19 protein-coding genes are annotated in these 20,280 nt (G+C 45.9%); 10 read left to right on the top strand and 9 right to left on the bottom strand.

Translation table 11 applies throughout. From position 1 onward, the window contains the following. Positions 1-31: 31 nt before the first annotated feature. Positions 32-916, bottom strand: a complete 885-nt coding sequence (locus tag CWI32_RS06355; RefSeq protein WP_100534882.1) for an alpha/beta hydrolase family protein — start codon at positions 914-916, stop codon at positions 32-34. 170 nt (positions 917-1,086) lie between these two features. Here CWI32_RS06355 and CWI32_RS06350 point away from each other — a divergent pair, with 170 nt between their 5' ends. Continuing rightward, on the top strand, positions 1,087-1,362 hold the full coding sequence (locus CWI32_RS06350) for a hypothetical protein (RefSeq protein WP_005097790.1): 276 nt from the start codon (positions 1,087-1,089) through the stop codon (positions 1,360-1,362). 147 nt (positions 1,363-1,509) lie between these two features. After that, positions 1,510-2,007, top strand: a complete 498-nt coding sequence (locus CWI32_RS06345; RefSeq protein WP_005097789.1) for a DUF2505 family protein — start codon at positions 1,510-1,512, stop codon at positions 2,005-2,007. A gap of 350 nt (positions 2,008-2,357) precedes the next feature. On the opposite strand, the gene CWI32_RS06340 is transcribed toward CWI32_RS06345, so the two are convergent. From CWI32_RS06340 to sdsA, 8 genes are all read right to left on the bottom strand, one after another. Then, complete coding sequence (locus CWI32_RS06340) at positions 2,358-2,807, bottom strand: YbjQ family protein (protein WP_100534881.1); 450 nt, start codon at positions 2,805-2,807, stop codon at positions 2,358-2,360. Between the two features lie 3 nt (positions 2,808-2,810). Next, a complete protein-coding gene (locus CWI32_RS06335) occupies positions 2,811-3,167 on the bottom strand; it encodes a YbjQ family protein (RefSeq protein WP_005097785.1) in 357 nt (118 codons plus the stop codon). Positions 3,168-3,273: 106 nt separating this feature from the next. Beyond that, positions 3,274-4,746, bottom strand: coding sequence for a multidrug efflux RND transporter AdeIJK outer membrane channel subunit AdeK (gene adeK / locus CWI32_RS06330; protein WP_100534880.1), 1,473 nt, complete (start codon positions 4,744-4,746; stop codon positions 3,274-3,276). After that, positions 4,746-7,922, bottom strand: coding sequence for an efflux RND transporter permease subunit (locus CWI32_RS06325; protein WP_100534879.1), 3,177 nt, complete (start codon positions 7,920-7,922; stop codon positions 4,746-4,748). The genes adeK and CWI32_RS06325 overlap by 1 nt, the downstream gene beginning before the upstream one ends. A 13-nt stretch (positions 7,923-7,935) precedes the next feature. Continuing rightward, positions 7,936-9,201 (bottom strand): efflux RND transporter periplasmic adaptor subunit, encoded by a 1,266-nt coding sequence (locus tag CWI32_RS06320; RefSeq protein WP_100534878.1) that lies wholly within the window; start codon positions 9,199-9,201, stop codon positions 7,936-7,938. Positions 9,202-9,236: 35 nt separating this feature from the next. Continuing rightward, entirely contained in the window at positions 9,237-9,839 is a 603-nt protein-coding gene (locus CWI32_RS06315; RefSeq protein WP_074383416.1) for a phosphatase PAP2 family protein, read from the bottom strand. Positions 9,840-9,998: 159 nt separating this feature from the next. Continuing rightward, positions 9,999-12,041, bottom strand: coding sequence for a site-specific recombinase (locus CWI32_RS06310; RefSeq protein ID WP_034608441.1), 2,043 nt, complete (start codon positions 12,039-12,041; stop codon positions 9,999-10,001). Between the two features lie 15 nt (positions 12,042-12,056). Then, positions 12,057-13,034, bottom strand: a complete 978-nt coding sequence (sdsA, locus tag CWI32_RS06305) for an All-trans-nonaprenyl-diphosphate synthase (RefSeq protein WP_100329110.1) — start codon at positions 13,032-13,034, stop codon at positions 12,057-12,059. A 445-nt stretch (positions 13,035-13,479) separates the two neighbouring features. Here sdsA and rplU point away from each other — a divergent pair, with 445 nt between their 5' ends. The 8 genes from rplU to CWI32_RS06265 all read left to right on the top strand — a co-directional run bounded on the left by rplU (position 13,480) and on the right by CWI32_RS06265 (position 20,250). Next, positions 13,480-13,791, top strand: a complete 312-nt coding sequence (rplU, locus tag CWI32_RS06300; RefSeq protein ID WP_005097776.1) for a 50S ribosomal protein L21 — start codon at positions 13,480-13,482, stop codon at positions 13,789-13,791. Between the two features lie 19 nt (positions 13,792-13,810). Next, positions 13,811-14,065 (top strand): 50S ribosomal protein L27, encoded by a 255-nt coding sequence (gene rpmA / locus CWI32_RS06295; RefSeq protein ID WP_005097774.1) that lies wholly within the window; start codon positions 13,811-13,813, stop codon positions 14,063-14,065. 247 nt (positions 14,066-14,312) lie between these two features. Next, complete coding sequence (gene lolA / locus CWI32_RS06290) at positions 14,313-15,008, top strand: outer membrane lipoprotein periplasmic chaperone LolA (RefSeq protein WP_100534877.1); 696 nt, start codon at positions 14,313-14,315, stop codon at positions 15,006-15,008. Between the two features lie 169 nt (positions 15,009-15,177). Continuing rightward, a complete protein-coding gene (locus tag CWI32_RS06285) occupies positions 15,178-15,933 on the top strand; it encodes an RsiV family protein (protein ID WP_100534876.1) in 756 nt (251 codons plus the stop codon). Between the two features lie 100 nt (positions 15,934-16,033). Beyond that, the gene (gene serS, locus CWI32_RS06280) at positions 16,034-17,305 is read left to right on the top strand and encodes a serine--tRNA ligase (protein WP_005097768.1); all 1,272 of its coding nucleotides are present in this window, start codon (positions 16,034-16,036) and stop codon (positions 17,303-17,305) included. A 73-nt stretch (positions 17,306-17,378) separates the two neighbouring features. Continuing rightward, positions 17,379-18,761 carry a siroheme synthase CysG gene (gene cysG, locus CWI32_RS06275; RefSeq protein ID WP_100534875.1) on the top strand — a complete coding sequence of 461 codons (1,383 nt, stop codon included), beginning with the start codon at positions 17,379-17,381 and terminating at the stop codon, positions 18,759-18,761. Between the two features lie 477 nt (positions 18,762-19,238). Continuing rightward, entirely contained in the window at positions 19,239-19,715 is a 477-nt protein-coding gene (locus CWI32_RS06270; RefSeq protein WP_005097765.1) for a tRNA (cytidine(34)-2'-O)-methyltransferase, read from the top strand. Between the two features lie 139 nt (positions 19,716-19,854). Next, a complete protein-coding gene (locus CWI32_RS06265) occupies positions 19,855-20,250 on the top strand; it encodes a hypothetical protein (protein WP_244881221.1) in 396 nt (131 codons plus the stop codon). The last annotated feature ends 30 nt before the right edge of the window (positions 20,251-20,280 follow it).

The following is a 20,280-nucleotide window of genomic DNA, read 5'->3' as shown; positions in this document are numbered from 1 at the left end:
AAGTTTTGCAGGAGACGATAGGCGTTAAACATCAAGCTGCATATTTAAGCCGATGTAATTCGGAAAAGGTATTTAAGGCATCTTGCCAGATTTTTTCTGCCCCCTGACGGAAATAGTCCATATGACCAATGTCCTTTAAACCATAATCTTCAGCTTTAAGATCAATATAATGCACGTTTGCCTGACGGTAATATTGCATAAAAGCATGTCTGGAATTAGGCAGGGCCCAGGCATCATCGAGAGCAGCAACCGCATAAATCGGAGTACTTACCGCAGCATAACGTAGGTGTAAGTCTTTCAAATCCGGATCGGCAAAGAAATAGGTCGGATATTTGCACCACTTACGCCACTGACGATAGACATCACGTGGCAAGTCTGCACCCATGTTAAATTTGCTCCATGGCAAATAGTCGGTGATTGCTACAAGTGGAGGGAAAACAATATTCCAGATCATCTGAACCTTGATTTTTTCCTTGAGTGGCATATAACCATGCCAGCCGGCGCCTGTGCCATAACAGTACATCGCTTCGATGCGGTCATGATGTTTACACAGACCTAATGCCTGACCTCCATAGGAATGGCCAATCATATAAATATCCAGTCCTGTCCGGCCCAAATATTCAATTGCCGCACTCAGGTCATATTCTCCCCAGTCCAGATAAGACATTTTAAAGCCTTTGAGCTGTTTCGGTGCGGAAGCGGCCACCCCTCGATAATCGAAGGTCAGCACCTGAAAACCGGCATGAGTTGCATATTCTGCAAAACGGCGATAAAACGCTTGCGGTACTCCCGTCGCACAGGCAACGACAATATTGGCCTTCGCCACAGACGGTGTCCGGTAGAGTTTGCCACTTAAGCTATAACCATCTTCTGCCAGAAACTGGACACTTTCTACCTGCATTTTTCCCTGCACCATGAGTATATCCTTCGTTATATTGGATGAGATCTTGTTTTTTGTGCGCTAGCTTATGTTTAATCCAATAATGGGCCAGATGTCAAAACTCGGCAGTCGTATAGCGAGAAGAACCCTTTAAACATATATGAAGATCGCTGCGCTATCATCATGTCTAAACAGGGGGAAATAGTATGATTATTGATTTTCAGCAGGCGCAATTACAGAAGTTTATGGCTCTGGCAATGAAGATCGAAGCGCAGCCTGAACTGTATGTGCAGTTTGATTCGGTTTCAGACTTTTATAAAGCAGACTGGTTGCAGGATTTTCCAAACGGAACCACATGGTATGTGTCCGGTTTAGACGATGGCGCCGATGAATTTCATGTCGTGATTGACTATGCCACAGCGCAGCTACAGATCAGTTGTGGCCAGACACAGTTGTCTGCAAAACTATCTTGCACAGATTGACCGAATTGCCGCTATTTCCCGATAAAAGAATAATGACAGATGCTATAAAGTTGATATAAATTGCAGAATCATCTCTGTGTTTGGTTTTATTTGCGATAGTCCGGAGTGACCTAAGCGAATAATGCAATAAAAATAAGGAAAAATAGCATGGCACATCAGTTCACTGTGAAAGCAATTATCAATGGCGTGTCTATTGATGAATTTAAACGTCTGGCCAATGATATTCGTTTGCATGAGGCAGTCTGTCATCGAATTCCTGCGCAAAATTTAGAAATTCTGGTCTCGGAAAAGCAGGGGCATATGTATACCTTGAAACGTGCCTATAATCTGGATGTCAACATCCCGGATATGGCAAAAAAATTACTCAAGGATGCATTCCGTTTGCAGCGTACCGATATCAGCGATCTGAATCAAATGACATCGACGGTACAACTCGGGGCAAATTTACCGATCGAGGCGACCTGTCAGCGTGCAGTCACGGGAGATGAAGACCAGATCCAGTTTCAGCTTAACTGGACAGTAAAAGTTAAAGTACCATTGCTCGGCGGTATGCTGGAAAAGCATGCAGAAGGCGAGATTCGTAAATTTAGTGAAATTGAACTCAGTATCGTTGAAGATGAATTACGCAAGAGCCTAACAGCCTGAATTAGTGCACCCATCTCGTTAACCGATATTTAAAAAGGGCACTTTTAAGCTGGGTGGTGGCGGTCAATTCGGCAATGTATAGCCATTTAGCTTGCTGCCGTTCTCTAAGCAATGCGGCTTAAGACGTAGAAAAATAATAAGGCAATACAGATGGGATTGAGTGCCGTTTGATCGACTGAAGAAACGGCATCATATTATTTGTATTTATGCCGCTAACTTTGAGCTTAATTACTTCTTCTATGATATTGCATCCCCAGTCGATAAGCGAGTTGATCCACATTCAGCAATTATCTGCACGTACTGCGCAACATGAGATAACCATCTGCATGCTATTGTTTATATAGCTATTTTTAGATTGGTGAAGCAGATTGCTGAATTGCAGTGCCATAAGCAAAGACTTCGACCATACCGCCTTGCATGCCCAGTTCCGTAGTGCTCAGCCGAATCCCCATAATCTGGGTGGCTCCGATTCTTTCAGCTTCAAGTTTTAAACGTACAATCGCCTCACGCCGTGCCCGCTCTACCACGCTTTCATAGCTGGTCAAACGACCTCCCAACATGTTCTGCACATTGGCAATTGCGTATTTAAAATAATCATGGGAAATAACCACATTACTGCTGATCATCTGTCCGGAATGTTCAGATACGATAAAGCGGCTGTTGTTGACCTGGATATAAGCCAGTCGTTGTTCCTGTTCGTCTAGATAACGAAAATGTTTGCGTTCATTATAACGACCAAAGCCAAAACCGACGCTAAACAGAATGACAAAAATGACGATCTGAAAAATTAAACCGTCCATGAATTATTCTGCCTGTGGAAAAGGGTCGGGTAATTTTGGCATGACTGGATCAACAATGACTGCCGTTCCATAAACAAACAGTTCAGAGGCGCCTTGGGCAATATTGGAGGTCGAGAAACGAATACCGACAATCGCATTGGCACCCATGCTACGGGCTTTTTCAACCATCCGGTTCATCGCTTCCTGACGGGACTCTTCCAGCAGCTCGGTATAAGCAGTAAGCTCACCCCCGACAATATTTTTCAGGCCAGCGAGTAAATCACGCCCGACATGTTTGCTGCGTACCGTACTGCCATAAACCACATCAATTTGTTGGCGAATAGTATGTCCCGGTACAGATTCCAGATTGCTAAGTAACATGCGTATGTTTTCTAAATAAATTGCTAGTCTATGACAATAGGAAAACTGCCTTGAAAATGCAATAAAAAAGCCCACCGAAGTGAGCTTTTCTTTTTCTATTTTAAATCTATTTCGCCTGCTGTGCTGTTGCGCGGCGTTGTTCAGTCACGGACGGCTGATTCGGCAGGGTATCCGTGGTATTGACTTTTAAGCCTCCGCCGAGGGTCTTGTAGACTTCAACCTGATTGTTCAAGTTGGCCTGTTCAAGCAAAAGCAAGCCTTGTTCTGCGGCATAAGAGGCACGCTGTGCATCCAGTACTGTCAGATAGCTGTCAATCCCGGCGCGGAAACGTGCCTGCGACAGGCGATAGGTGGTATTGGTGGCTTCTACCAGACGGCGCTGTGCAGCAATTCGATCACCAATGTTTTGGCGAACTGCTAGCGCATCATTTACTTCACGAAAAGCGGCTTGAATCGACTTTTCGTAATCTGATAATGCAATTTGCTGATCCGTTTCAGAAATCTGGATATTGGCCTGACGGGTACCCCAATCGAAAATTGGAATATCCAGACTTGGGCCAAAGGACCAGCCAAAACTGCCTGATTTAAACAGATCGCCTAAATCGGTCGATGCATAACCTGCTGAACCGGTCAAACTGATGGTCGGGAACAGGCGTGCGCGTGCTGCTGCAATATTGGCACCCGCTGCAGACAGACGATACTCGGCAGCGCGTACATCTGGACGGTTAATCAGCAGATCACTTGGCAAGCCTGCACCCAGTGCCGTATTGGACGTGATGCGGGTTACGCGTTGTGCCGGCAATAAAGTCGCAGGCACTTGCTGACCGACCAGCAGGTTTAGCAGGTTTTGTGCCTGTGCCACCTGAGTGCGGTAATTCGCGACATCATTGCGTGCCGTTTCAACGGAAATCTGGGCCTGACGCACAGGAAGTTCGCTGTCGATGCCCACATCAAAACGTTTCTTGTTCAGGTTAAACGATTCAAGCTGTGCTTTTAGCGTTTGTTCAGCCAAAGCCAGATTGGCATTGGCAAATGAATAGCTGAGCCAGGCTTGAGACACCTGACCAATCAGCGCAATTTGTGTCGCATCTCGCGCACTTTGAGTCGCCAGGAAGTTATCCAGTGCATTGTCACTTAAGCTACGTACACGCCCCCAAAAGTCCAGCTCAAATGCGGTTACACCCAGACCTACATTATAGGTGGTTACAGCACCGCGGCTTTGAGGATTGCTGCTGCCCGTGTCTTGACGTAACACGCTGCCACTGGCACCAATGGTCGGTAACTGATTGTTTTCAGTAATCTGATACTGTTGCTGGGCGCGTTGAATATTCAGGGCAGCAGTGCGCAGATCACGGTTATTGTTTAATGCCAGATCGAGCACCTGTAACAGGCGCTGATCGGCAAAAAAGTTTTTATAACCTTGTTCTGCTACAGAAGTACCAGACGCATTGGTATAGCTGCTCGGGATATTTGCCTGTGCAACCGGCTCTGGACCACGCATGCTTTGACAGGCTGTCAAAGCAAGCGCAAGGGCAGATACCGCAATGCTACGACCTGTAATAGACCATACATTTTGCATTACGACTTATACTCCTGATTTTGTTGTTTTGGTTTGTATTTAAAGATACTTCGAATCCACACGTAGAATACCGGGATAAAGAAGATACCTAACAAGGTCGAGCTGATCACGCCACCAAGTACACCATAACCGACTGAGTGCTGACTACCTGCACCTGCACCTGAAGCCAGGGCAAGCGGCAATACACCAAAACCAAAGGCCAAAGTGGTCATGATAATTGGACGTAAACGCATTTTCGCCGCATGCAAGGTTGCTTCGAATAAATCTTCACCTTGCTCTTGTAGCTCTTTCGCAAATTCCACGATCAAGATCGCATTTTTCGCAGAAAGACCAATCACGGCAATGATCGCCACCTGGAAGTAAATGTTATTCGACAGGTTCGGGTTTTGCAGCAGTACCATCCCGCCATAAGTCATGAGCAATGCGCCGACGATACCCAATGGCACCACCAGCAGAACCGAGAACGGAATCGACCAGCTTTCATACAGGGCTGCCAGACACAGGAATACGATCAGGAGTGACAGGGCATACAGGAACGGGGCCTGTGCACCAGATTCACGTTCTTCTAAAGACAGACCTGTCCATTCGAAGTCAAAGCCTGTTAAGCCCATTTCTGGTAACTTGGCTGCAATTTCTTCCATGGCCACCATTGCATCACCAGAGCTGATGCCCGGAGCGGGTGTACCCTGAATGTTCATCGACGATACGCCGTTATAACGTTCCAGACGTGGTGAACCATAGGTCCATTCGCCTGTGGCAAAGGCCGAGAAAGGCACCATTTCACCGCGATTATTACGCACATACCACTGGTCCAGATCTTCCGGCATCATACGTGAGCCAGCTTCACCCTGAACATATACCTTCTTGACCCGACCGCGATCAATGAAGTCATTGATGTACGAACCGCCCCAAGCAATACCCATAGTACTGTTAATTTCGGCAACGCTGACACCCAGTGCACCTGCTTGCGCATGATCCACAATGACACGGTACTGAGGAGTATCTTCCTGACCGTTTGGACGTACACCTGCCAGACGCGAATCTTGTGCTGCCATGCCCAGGATTGCATTACGTGCTGCCAGAAGCTGGTCATGACTTTGACCACTTGCAGCCTTGAGCTGTAAGTTGAAGCCAGCCGACACACCCAGTTCAGGCATCGCAGGAAGCTGCAATGGCATGATATAAGAGGCATCTTTGACAATCATGTTCAGCGCCATACCACGTTGAATAATGGCACCGACCTGAGATTCCGGACTAGTACGTTCAGACCAGTCTTTCAGTTTAATAAAGGCCAGACCTGCGTTTTGTCCCACACCGGTAAAGGAGAAACCTGCCACACTAAACACCGACTCGACATGATCTTTCTCGTTTTCCAAGAAATAGTTGGTCATGGTGTTGACCACTTTGTCGGTACGTTCCAGGGTAGCATTTGGCGGTAGCTGAACCAGCGCCATAACCACACCCTGATCTTCATCCGGCAGGAATGAAGACGGCAGTTTCTGGAACAGCAGCACGATAACACCCAGCACTACTGCATAGACAATGCCTGAGAAAATCTTGCTGTGGGTCATGCGATTTACGCCGCCCTGATATTTCACCGCCACATTGTCAAAGCTGCGGTTAAACCAGCGGAAGAAGCGCGCAAAGATACCGTTACTTTGCGGCTTGTTCGGATCATGCTGTTTCAGCAAGGTCGCACACAGGGCAGGGGTAAAGGTTAATGCCACTATCAGCGACAAGACCATTGCTGTGACCAGCGTAATCGAGAACTGACGATAAATAACCCCGGTGGTTCCACCGAAGAATGCCATAGGAACGAATACTGCTGACAGCACCGAGGTAATACCAATCAGTGCGCCAGAAATCTGTTTCATCGACTTTTCAGTCGCAGAAACCGGATCCAGATGCTCTTCCACCATGACCCGTTCTACGTTCTCGACCACAACAATGGCATCATCGACCAGAAGACCGATCGCCAGCACCATGGCAAACATGGTCAGGGTATTAATCGAGAAGCCGAAGACGTTAATCACGGCAAAGGTACCCAAGACCACGACTGGAACGGCCATGGTTGGAATGATCGTGGCACGCCAGTTCTGCAAGAACAGGAACATGACCAGGAACACCAGGATAATCGCTTCGATCAGCGTTTTGACTACGCTCTTGATCGACAGTTCAATAAATGGTGTTGTATCAAAGGCCAGTTGATCGACCATGCCTTGCGGATAGTTCGGACGTAACTGTTCTAAGCGTTCTTCAACCGCTTTTGCTGTATCAAGCGCGTTAGCACCTGTGGCAAGTTTAATTGCCACACCACCAGCCGGTTTGCCATTAAATTTCGAATCAAACTGATAGTTATCTGCACCGAGTTCCACCCGTGCAACATCACCCAGACGAACTTGCGCGCCCGAAGTGGTATTTTTTAGGAAGATATTGCTGAACTGTTCTGGGGTTTGTAACAGGCTTTGAGCCGTTACGGTTGCATTCAGCACTTGACCTTCAACAGCAGGAGCACCACCAAGCTGACCGACCGCAACCTGTGCGTTCTGGGTGCGAATTGCAGTCGCAATATCGCTCGGTGTTACTTGCAGGCTGGCCATTTTGGCCGGATCTAGCCAGATGCGCATCGCATAAGAGCCACCAAAGACCTGAACTTCACCAACCCCGGCCACACGGCTTAAAGGTTCAGAAATATTCGAGTTGACATAGTCTTTGATGTCATCGGCGGTCAGGCTGCCATCAGGTGAATAGAAAGCCAATACCTGAAGGAAGCTGGCACCGGATTTGGTGACACGCACACCCTGACGCTGTACATCTTCGGGAAGAAGTGCAGTGGCAGACTGTAATTTGTTCTGAACCTGAACCTGTGCGATATCAGGATCAACACCCTGGTCAAAGTTCAAGGAAATAGAAGAAGAACCGTTACCCGCGCTGTTAGACGAGATATAACGTAAGCCATCCATACCGTTCATCTGCTGCTCGATGATCTGGGTGACTGTATTTTCAACAGTTTCAGCAGATGCACCTGGATAAGTCGCAGAAATGGTCACGGTTGGCGGAGCAATCGTTGGATATTGTGCAATTGGCATTTTGCTGATGGTTAAAATACCGGCCAGCATGATAACCAATGCAATCACCCATGCAAAAATCGGGCGATGAATAAAGAATTGAGCCATGAACCATTACTCCTTATGCATTTGCAGCAGGTTTTTGTTCAGGTTGTTCTTTCTTTGCATCATCTGCCTTTTTCTCGCTTGCTGCAGGCTGTTGCGGTGCAGCACCTTGTGGCGCAGCAGCTTGAGGTTGATAAGGTTTAGCTACAACTTGCTGTTCAGGTTTCACTTTTGCAATCCCGTCCACAATCACTTTATCACCTGGATTCAGACCTTCAGTCACAATCCAGTTGTTGCCTTGAGAGCCGGTGGTCGTGACTGGACGTGGTGCCACTTTACCATCAGCACCGACCAGCATCGCCATTGCCTGACCTGTTGGAGTACGGGTCAACGCCGCTTGTGGGATCAGGAAGGCATTGGGCACTTCACCCTGTACGATTTGCGCAGTCGCAAACATACCTGGCAGGAGTAAATGGTTTTTGTTCGGGAATACCGCACGTAAAGTCACCGTACCTGTTTCCGGATTTACGCTGGCATCCGAAAATGCAAGACGGCCTTCAATCGGGTAGATGCTGCCATCTTCAAGCTTTAACTTCACTTTAGTGTTGTTTGAGCTATTCAAATCGCCTTTGTTGAGCTGCTGACGTAAACGTAAAAGCTCAGCACTGGACTGGTTGATATCCACATAAATCGGATCTAAACGCTGAATGGTAACCAATGGCTCTGGTTGATTCGCCGTCACTAATGCACCCGCAGTCACAGAGGAACGGTTGGTCTGGCCCGAGATCGGTGCACGTACAGTCGAATAGCCCAAGTTAATTTCGGCATTACGCAAGGTGGCACGGTTGGCATTCAGATCGGCTTCAGCCAGTTTGACCTGTGCCACGATGTCATCATATTCTTGTTTAGAAATGGCATTGGTTCCAACCAGCTGGCGGTAACGGCCTTCCTTCACACGTAATACACCCAGATTGGCTTCAGCACGGGCAATTGCTGCACGGGCATTATCCACGGTCGCACGGTTGGTGCTTGAATCGATTTCGTACAGAGCCTGACCTTCACGCACATAACTGCCTTCAGTGAACAAGCGTTTAAGCACCACACCACTGGCTTGCGGACGTACTTCTGAAATTTCAAATGCTGTTGTACGACCCGAGAGCTCTACAGACTGCTCTACACTTTGTGGTTGTGCAACAAGAACACCGACTTCAGTCGGTGGCATCTGTTGTTGAGTACCAGCTTGCTGGCCCTCTTTTGGATCTTTGCTACAACCAACAAGTGCAAGACTTGTTGCTAATGCGCAAGCAGTCAGGGCAGGTGCCCAAAGCTTTGCAGACATCATTGTTTCACCTCTATTAGATCTTTATCTAAATTTTCTTATTTGTGCGCCGCGCAATATCTGATCCAGACCATATACCACAACGAAATCCAAATAAAACTGATACTCCAGCCGGATATGACATCTGAAGGAAAATGTACGCCTAGATAAACTCTTGAAATCCCCATCATCAGCATCCATAAGCCTGCACCGATCATGATGATGGTAAAGCGAGAATGTTGCCGATACATGTAAATTGCCAGACAAGCCAGACATGCCGCATACAGACTATGCGCACTTGGAAAGGAACTTCCAAAACTTTCAACCAGATGCAAGGACTCTGGTGGTCGGGGTCGGGCAATTGCAAACTTTAACAGCCAAGCTAGGAGTATTCCTCCGATAATTCCGATACATATAAAAATTACGCTTGTATGCTTTTTATACCACAGCAAGGCAATACACCATAGTGTGGATAAAAATAATACAAATGGCATGCCACCTATCACTGATAAGGACAGAGTAATTCGATTCCAAAACTCGGTGCGATACAGACTCATCCTTTCCACTGCGTGCAAATCAAGCTTGCTTAAAGCAGGGATATTCAGGATGAACACACTGAAAATTAAAAATAAAATACCGACAAAAAGTAACAAGTAATGCATGCCAAAAATCCTTGTCCCTTTAACCGTTCGCAGATCGGTTAATTGTCTGGAGTAGAAGTGTACTTGTCAGTACACTTTTTTTCAAGTGTGCGTATTTTATGCGAATTCCATTTTTTTAGTAAGGAATTTGTTGCTAAATATACTGTAATTGTCGCAGTTTTAAGATTTTGTCGATGTATGATTTTCGTCAATTTCAATGCTTTGCTTGGGGGGCCAGAAGAAATCACTTGGCCGGGTCAGGAAGTGAGTCATGACCAGTTTTGCCAACGGTTTCCACTGTTCAAAACGTACCCGTCGTGCACGTAAGGCCACAATAATGGTCAAACTGAAACTGACAAATAAGTTGGTCAGGCCAATCAACAACACACCGAGGAAAGACACCACAATCAAGCCAATATCCGGGCCATTAATATTGATCAGGCCCTGAATAAAGTTGGCCGAGGCAAAGGCAATATGACGGATATCGAGCGGCAACCCCAGAATAAAACCAATGGTGCCCATACTGCCGAGCATGATGCCAAACATGAAATTACCTGCCAGCGCTCCCAGATTACGTTCAATATAATCTGCAAACCGGTACAGCCGTTCCTGTCCCATCAATTGCGATAAACGTATATGGGCTTTCAGGCGGGGGCCTACCTTGCGGTAGACGGCCATGTTGTCAAAATAACCGGCCAATAACCCGGACAGGAACAGACATACCCCGGCAATTGCAGCATGCGGAATTGCCAAAGAGGTAAAGGGATTCAGGTCATGTAAGGTTTTGGTTGCCTTGGCATGATTCATTAAGGGTTCATGCAGAGCAACGTCCCACATTAAGGTAATCAATGCCGCCACCGGAATGGCAATCGAAATATTGCCCAGAATTGCCACAAACTGGGTACGGATAATATTCACAATCAGCGCAGCCAGCTCGGCAATTTGCGCCATTTTTGAGCCTTTGCGTTGCTGGACTGTGGCCGCCAGTGCAGCGGCTGTCATCGCTGGCTGTTTGGTCGCCACGGTAAAATGCAGCACATGAATCAGCATAAAACCCAGCGAATAATTCATGCTATAGCTAAAGGCCTGCATGAGAGGCGCCATGCTCAGGCGTGTCATCAGGATTTTCAGGGTGGCCATCGTCGCGATGATTGCACCTGCACCGGCGGCCGATTTGTACATGGCCAGAAAGCCTTTTTTGTCAGTACTGACATAGTGTTCGCCAGTTTTACTGGCATTCTCAGTCACCTGCAAGGCCAGGAGTTCACTGTTGGTCGCCAGCAGGGCACGTACACTGCGTTCGCTATAAATCGCTTCAGTGATATCTGCAATAAACAGGCCGATGGACTGGTAGCGTAGGTCATCCTCGTCCATGACCATGTTGAGCAGGATTTCAACCCGCTCCAGACACTGCTCCAGCAGTGCCAGCATATAGGTCAGACTCACACTGACCCCAATCCGTTTGGTAGAGCGGCGAATTTTTGCCACGACATCATGGCACTGTTCCAGCATGACCAGCGCTTGCGAAGCATCTGGCGGGGTGATCGAATCGACCAGCGTGACCGTGTTATAGCGTTTTTTGTATTCCTGAATAAATTCGTTAATCTCACGGTTCTGCACCAGAAAAGGAGATTCATATTCCATCAGTTCCGGCTGTGCATTAATAAATTCAGGATGCAGACCAATACCACTGATCCGATACGACAAAATGGTCAGTGCCTTGATCAGTTGATCTTTAATGCGGGTCTTTTCAGGCTGATTGGAGTGACCCTGATTGAGAACTGAAAATAAGCGTTGCCAGTCATCTTCATCAAAATAGTCGAGCCAGTATTTATCGGTCGGCTGATAAAAAACCTTGCGAAATAATTCTTGTAATTGCTGATGATCCGGAATAACTGGCAGGATATGCGCGCCAATACGCTGATTGAGCTGATTCCAGAAACCATCCAGAGACAAAATACCGGTATCGGAAAACAGACTGGTCTGTTTATAACGGTTAATGATCCGCAGGGTAAATGTCTGTAATGCTGAAACTGCATTCGGCGTCAATAATAAAGCTTGGATAAATGCATTGAACTTTGCTTCGATTTCTTCGGTATTTCTGCTGTCTTCCGGTCTGATTCTTTCAATCAGTTCAATGAGAAGATTTTCATCCAGCACCGCCTGAGGTTGCTCAAGCTGATGCTGCATGTTTTGGAAAAGATCAAGAAAATTAATATGCATAGGCGAGTTTAAAGATTACTGAATTCGGTGTAGGGCCAGTTTGGCCAGATTAATCAGAGCTTGACGATACTCAGAGTCAGGTAATGCCTGCAGGGCATGAATGGCGGTTTCCGTTTCTTCAGTCGCACGTTGACGGCAATAGTCCAGTGCCCCGGACGCATTGACAATTTGAATGACTTGATCGAGATGTTCTGTACCGCCAGTGGCAATACTGCGACGGATAATTTCATGCTGCTCACCGGAGGTATTTTTTAGCGCAGCAATCAATGGCAGGGTAGGTTTGCCTTCCATCAGGTCATCACCGATATTTTTGCCGAGGGTTTCTGCATCGGAGGTGTAATCTAGAATGTCATCAATAATCTGGAAGGCATTGCCGAAATGACCGGCGAAAGTTTTTAAAGGGTCACGGAATTCATCTTTCCCCGACAGAATCGCTGCGCCTTCTGTCGCCAGTTCAAACAGGCGCGACGTTTTACCATGAATAATATTTAAATAAGTCGCTTCACTGGTTTCTGGCTGGTGCTGGGATTGCAATTGCAGCACTTCACCTTCAGCAATTTCACAGGTGCCGGTCGAGAAATCTTTCAGCAAGACCATATTGTTTAAATCGACCAGCAGATCAAATGCACGTGAAATCAGGAAGTCACCGACCAGAACAGCAGTCTGGTTATTCCATGTCGCATTGGCAGTCGGACGGCCACGACGCAGGCCAGATTCATCGACCACATCATCATGCACCAGCGTCGCCGTATGCAGCATTTCAATAATCGCGGCCAGCTTGCGATGCGGTTCTAAATCTTCAGCACCACAGGCCTTGGCAGCCAGAAGACACATAATCGGGCGCATGCGTTTGCCACCCGCTTCGACCACATGTTTGCTGACGGCCATCACCAGTGCAACTTTTGAAGTAATTCCTTCATTAATGAATGTGTCCATCGCAGCAAAGTCGTTAGCAACAGGAGCGAGAATGTCTTGCTTAAAGTCGATGGTCATGTGAAAGAAAACCTCTAGTCTGGTAAATCGCAGGTCGTAGTTTAACAATTTATAACATGAGTGAAACCTAAGAAATGCATAAACTCCACTAAAAATCAGCTTTTTATAGATCTTATTCAGATTCGATCTATATTCTGCGCTACAAAAAATCAGGAAAGGTCAGCGATGTCGCCCTCTTCATCAGGCTGAGTATATTAATCAAACTGGCCGAATTTCTGCTGTATTATTTTGTTGCTGAATATATCTTGAGTGTCTGATTTGATAGAAATTATTTAAGTGTTAAATAATTAGCACATACTCGCCATTATTATTTCAGTAAAATGGCTTGTTGTTTTTTTGAATATCCCTTAAAATCCTCGCCCTTAGATATCCCCCAGTGGCGTACGTCTTAAGATCGATATCTTCCTTTATCGGCACGACGACACGGGCTTGTTTGGAGTACATTATGTACGCAGTAATCCAAAGCGGTGGTAAACAACACCGTGTAATCGAGGGTGAAACCCTTAAAGTAGAATTATTGAAAGCTGAAACTGGCTCAACTATTACGTTTGATGACGTATTGATGCTTGTAAACGGTGAAAGCATTCAAATCGGTGCTCCAGTTGTTGCTGGCGCTACTGTAACTGCTGAAGTAGTTAGCCATGGTCGTCACGACAAAATCCGCATTATCAAAATGCGTCGTCGTAAACACTACCGTAAACAACAAGGTCACCGTCAATGGTTCACTGAGTTGAAAATTACAGCTATTTCAGGCTAATTACGAGGAGTAAATAGACATGGCAACTAAAAAAGCCGGTGGTTCGACTAAAAACGGTCGTGATTCGAATCCTAAAATGTTAGGTGTTAAAATGTACGGCGGTCAATCTGTGACTGCTGGTAACATTATCGTTCGTCAACGTGGTACTGAATTCCACGCTGGTCAAAACGTAGGTATGGGTCGTGACCATACTTTGTTTGCGACTGCTGACGGCGTAATCAAATTCGAAGTGAAAGGCCAATTCGGTCGTCGCTACGTATCTGTTGAAGCGTAATTCGCTGAGATAGAAAAAAAGCCCACAGAAACTGTGGGCTTTTTTATGCCTGAAAATCGGCTGTAATGAACGCCTGATCCAGCTTATGTAAAAAAACGGCTGAAATCTTCATCATGATGAACAAAAAAATAGATTTCGAATTAATAACCATACAAAAGTTCTTATTTTCTATCATTTTAGCTTTTAATTTTCGTTTAAGATGAGACATCAAATAAATTGCGATGACACAAAATATAAAGGTGAAATTATGAATATGCTTCGTAAAACCGTCTGTGCTATGGCTCTGGGTGTAGTGACTTTAGCACCGGTGATGAGTACAACCGTGTTTGCTGCACCTGTGGCAGCGTCGGAGCAACAGGCAACTGCCAGTCTGGTGAAGCAGCTGAATTATGTGCGTAGCATGACGGCAAATTTTGAGCAAAGCACCAAGGTGACCAATCCGAGAGCAACCCAGAAAAAAGGCTTGAGCGCACAACATATGAATCAGACCTTTCAAGGGGTGATGAAAGTCGAGCGTCCGGGTAAATTCTATTGGGAAACGACCGCACCATCGAAGCAAACCATTACAACGACTGGTAAAACAGTATGGATTTATGATCCGGATTTGCAGCAAGCGGTTCGTCAAAACCTGGATGAGCAAGTTGCCAATACACCGGCTTTGCTTCTGTCAGGAAATACCAGTCAGATTATGCAGTCTTACCGGGTCACTCAGCCAAATAAGGGTAAAACCTATTACACGCTGTATCCTAAAAATACCGATGGTGTCTTTGAGAGCCTGACCATTAGCTTTGGCGCCAATAAAGCACCTAGCTTGATGATCCTGCAGGATTCACTTGGCCAAACTACAAATATTAAGTTTAGTAATGTGAAAGTGAATGGCAGTATTCCAGCTTCTACCTTTAACTTTACCCCGCCAAAAGGTACGGACATTATTGATCAATAATCAGAAGTATCAAGTAAATCAAAGAGCAACCGATTCAGGTTGCTTTTTTATTGCCGATTATCAGGATTGCTTTGAGCAGGCTACAAGGTTCAGCTATATCTAGACACAAGAGCATCTTAAAATAAATAAAAGTCGAGTCAATGAAATTGCAAAATTTTGGGAGCTCAGGATGAAGATCAATCTGTTTAAAACTGCTGAAATTTATGCTGTCTTATTAATCACTGTATATATCTTGGGTTGTCAGCCGCCATCCAATTCAGTTGTTACCCAAACAGATCCGTGGGTGCAGATTGAAGCCAAGAGTATTCCCGTCAAAGGGGTGGCCAAAGTGGTGTGTGAAATAGAAGGCTGTGTACGCTTTGAGCTTCATACGGTGGATACCAACCTCGACTGGATTGATCAATATTTTATAGCGCGTATTCGGGATACCGAGCCGGTTGCATTCACCAAAGTGACTCAGAAAAATCCTAAAAAGGCCGATGAGCCCTATTATCTGGATCAGCGTTTTATCAAGGTAGTATTTATCGCTCAGCGTGATCATCTGGCGACTTTTGCCTTAATAAGTTCCAATCTGGTGAAGAATCACACTGCATCAAGTGAACATGTGGAATATATCAATTTTGATATGAAACAGAAAAAGCGTCTGGCTTTGCATCAATTGATGTTAAAGGGCGGTGAGCAGAAACTACTCAATGTGATATATCGAACCAATACTCGATGGCTACGCACACAGGGGATACAAGCACAGCAGTTAAAACTGAGTGATAACTATTATTTTGACAGGTCGGGTCTGGTGTTGGTGTACCCGGCAGGTGAATTAACTTCTAAAGCAGCAGGAACGCCTGAATTAAAAGTGTCCTATGCAGATTTGGGTGAAGTGATTTGGCCTGAATATTTAGCCATTTTACAGCCCAAGACTTCCTAAATATTGTGCTAATAAGGCACAGCTGGGGTCGTAGTCACTGTATTTTTTGACGTTAAGAGCTTACACTATAGCCAGTTTTTTTCTTCTGCAAAGATTGATTATGATCGACCCGAAATTACTCAGAAACAATATTGAGGCTGTAAATTTGGCCTTGGCAAAACGTGGTGTTCAACTCAATGTTGAAGAGTGGGCCTCCCTAGAAGCGCGCCGTAAAGAAATTCAGTCCAAGACAGAAACACTGCAAGCTGAACGTAATGCCGGTGCAAAACAAGTCGGTCAAATTAAAAAGGCAGGCGGTGATGCTTCTGAAATCATGACACGCATGTCTGCGATTGGTGATGAAATCAAAGCGGCTGAAGCAGCATTGGCTGAACTGCAAGCGGAGCTTGAAGAAAAATTACTGTCTATTCCAAACTTGCCAGATGAAGCTGTGCCTGAAGGCAAAGACGAAAGCGATAACGTGGAAATCCTGAAATGGGGTACACCACGTGAATTCGATTTTGAGATCAAAGACCATACTGACCTCGGTGAAATGATGGGCGGTCTGGAATTTGAAACCGCAACCAAATTAACCGGTTCTCGTTTCAGTGTTTTGAAAGGCCCATTGGCGCGTTTACAACGTGCATTGACACAGTTCATGCTGAATACGCATACAGACCAGAATGGTTATACTGAAGCTTATGTACCGTATTTGGTGAATGCGGATTCATTACGTGGCACAGGTCAGTTGCCTAAATTTGAAGAAGATCTGTTTAAACTTCAAGGCGAAAAAGAATTCTATTTAATTCCAACTGCTGAAGTGCCAGTGACTAACTTCGTGCGTGATGAAATCATTGATGCAGATCGTCTGCCATTAAAATATGCAGCACATACCCCATGTTTCCGTAGTGAAGCAGGGTCTTATGGCCGTGATACCCGTGGCCTGATTCGTCAGCACCAGTTCGACAAAGTGGAAATGGTTCAGATTGTTAAACCTGAAACGTCTATGCAGGCACTGGAAGATTTAACCGGCCATGCTGAAGGTATCTTGCAAGCATTAGGTCTGCCATACCGTAAGATCATCCTTTGTGGCGGTGATATGGGCTTTGGCGCGACCAAGACTTATGATCTTGAAGTTTGGGTGCCAAGCCAGAATACTTATCGTGAAATATCTTCATGTTCAAACATGGGTGACTTCCAGGCGCGTCGTATGAAAGCGCGTTACCGTGCCGACCAGAAAAAAACTGAATTTGTACATACCTTGAATGGTTCGGGTCTGGCGGTTGGTCGTACCTTGCTTGCAGTGATGGAAAACTATCAGCGTGCAGACGGTTCGATTGAGATTCCTGAAGTATTGCGTCCATATATGGGTGGTGCGACTTATATCGACTAATGCTTGATATCAGCATCGCTAAATGTGCATGAAAATTGCATAGACAATCAGATTTAAAATTTTGAGGTAGTTCGTGGATATCTTTCCAATCTCGTTAAAGTTGCAACAGCAACCTTGTCTGATTGTCGGTGGTGGACATATTGCCTACCGTAAAGCGGTATTATTAGCAAAAGCCGGAGCAGTGATTCATGTCATTGCCCCTGAAATTGATGCCAATTTACTTGGGATTGTTCAGCAGTCTCAAGGGCAATATGATCAGGCACCATTCAGTACACAGATTCCTTTACGTCATTATCGTTTAGTGATTGCAGCAACAGATGATGCTGATGTGAATCGTCAGGTTTTCGAGCTGTGCGAAGCTGAAAATGTACTGGTCAACAGTGTTGATGATCCGCCACATTGCCGTTTTATGGTGCCTGCGATTATTGACCGCTCACCGCTGGTGATTTCGGTGGCATCGAATGGCACGTCGCCGGTGTTGTCACGCCAGATTCGGACTCAACTGGAAGCGACGATTCCACATGGCATGGGCAAGCTGGCTGAGTTTTCAGGCAAATGGCGCAGTCGCGTTAAAGCAAAAATTGTCAATCCGGATCAGCGCCGTATTTTCTGGGAAGATCTGTACGCCAGTCCGCTGAAAGAGCAGGTGTTTAATGACAATATGGCTGAAGCAGACCGTCTGATCGAGCAAGCATTACAAGAGTGGCAACAGCCGAAAGGTGAAGTCTATCTGGTGGGTGCAGGTCCAGGTGATCCAGAACTGTTGACCCTGAAAGCTTTAAGGTTGATGCAGCAAGCCGATGTGGTGATTTATGATCGCCTGGTGTCTGAACCGATTATGGATCTGTGTCGCCGTGATGCGGAAAAAATTTATGTTGGTAAAGCGCGTTCCAATCATGCAGTTCCACAAGATGGGATTAATGCTTTATTGGTCAAATATGCCAGTGAAGGCAAGCGGGTTTGTCGTCTGAAAGGCGGTGATCCTTTCATCTTTGGGCGTGGCGGCGAAGAAATTGAAGAACTATTTGCGGCAGGTATTACTTTTCAGGTGGTGCCGGGTATTACCGCAGCTTCAGGTTGTTCCGCCTATGCCGGTATTCCATTAACGCATCGGGATTATGCACAAAGTGTGCGTTTCCTGACAGGTCATTTAAAAGAAGGTTCGCCTGAATTGCCTTGGCGTGAGCTGGTCTATGAAAACCAGACCTTGGTGCTGTATATGGGACTGGTGGGACTGGAAAGAATCTGTGCGCAATTAATAGCCCATGGTCAACGCGCAGATATGCCGGTGGCACTGGTCTCTAAAGGCACGACTCCTGAGCAAAAAGTTGTGGTGGGAACCCTTGCTGACATCGCCTCTAAAGTGTCTGAGCATCAAATTCAGGCACCGACTTTAACCATTATTGGTGAAGTGGTTCGCTTGCGTGAACAACTGCAATGGCATGAGCGAGGATAAGCAAAGCACTGCTTTGCCCGAGCGCAAGACGAAGGCCATGCCTGAGTAAGAGGATAAGCAAAAGTTGTTTCTTGGTTTGACCGCAAGACGAAGGCCATGCCTGAGTAAGAGGATAAGCAAAAGTTGTTTCTTGGTTTGACCGCAAGACGAAGGCCATGCCTGAGTAAGAGGATAAGCAAAAGTTGTTTCTTGGTTTGACCGCAAGACGAAGGCCATGCCTGAGTAAGAGGATAAGCAAAAGTTGTCTCTTGGTTTGACTGCAAGACGAAGGCCATGCCTGAGTAAGAGGATAGCAATAGTTGATACTCTTTATCTGAATGCAAGACGAAAATTACACCTGAATAAAAGGATATGACGATTAATCTCATGGTCCGAATACAGGCAAAAATTTGTATCTGAAAAAGATAGCACTGATGTTGCTGTTTGATCTATAAGTTGAAAGCTATATCTGAATGAAATGTATAAAGTGAGAAATAAGTGATCCACGTTGTTTTATATGAGCCCGAAATTCCTGCAAATACAGGCAATATTATTCGTCTGTGTGCCAATACGGGAGCACAGTTGCATCTGGTCAAGCCACTGGGTTTTGAACTGGATGATAAAAAACTGAGACGTGCCGGTCTGGATTATCACGAATATGCACGTATGCAGATTTGGGACACTATCGAAGATTGTCTGGCCGATCTGGCAAGCAAAGGCATTGCTCTGGATGCGGTCTATCCACTGACCACCAAAGGGACTGAAACGCCACATACCTCGGACTTGAACCGTCCTGTGGCATTGTTGATGGGGCCGGAAACGCGTGGTCTGCCTGAACATGTTCGGATGATGTTCCCGCAGCAGCACTGGATTCGTTTACCGATGGCAGAGAACTCTCGTAGTTTAAACCTTTCGAATGCCACGGCAGTGATTGTATATGAAGCCTGGCGTCAGCAGGGTTTTAAAGCGCTCTAAGCTTAAATTTACAATAATTTGAAAAGCTGCCTTTGGGTGGCTTTTTTATTTGCTAGGATAGAGAGAGACAACTGATTGGAATAAGAAGGATATACGCGTGAAGCCGATATTAAAATTTGCCTTGGCCTGTTGTATTGGAATGACTGCTTTACACCTCGGTGCGCAAGAAGCAAGTGATGTAATGGGGGAAACGCAACAAGTTCAGCCAATTACGCAAGCGGAAATACAGCAAGGATTGGCTGACATGCAAAAACGCTTGGATGCGCGGATCGATAACTGGGGACAGAGTCTGAATTCCGATGATTTTGAATGGACTTGGCGTGGACGTAAATTGAAACAGACCAAACGTCAGGAAGTCTGTGCTATTTTTCAGGGCGTCGTAAATGAAATGTATCAGCTGGCGGTCAAGAATAAAGCCAGACTAAATCCGGAAGAGCAAAAATTATTGTCGAATAGAAGTCTGTTCATTGAAAAACTGGGCTATGAAAATAATCGGGTCAATACCCAAATGGGTTTTGATTGTCGTTTATCTTAAGTAAAATCAAAAACATAAAAAAGGCGCTTA

This window comes from Acinetobacter pseudolwoffii, assembly GCF_002803605.1.
GTDB classification, from domain to species: Bacteria; Pseudomonadota; Gammaproteobacteria; order Pseudomonadales; family Moraxellaceae; genus Acinetobacter; species Acinetobacter pseudolwoffii.
The sequence above is the reverse complement of the archived record's forward strand: the minus strand, read 5'-3'. Positions and strand labels throughout refer to the sequence as shown.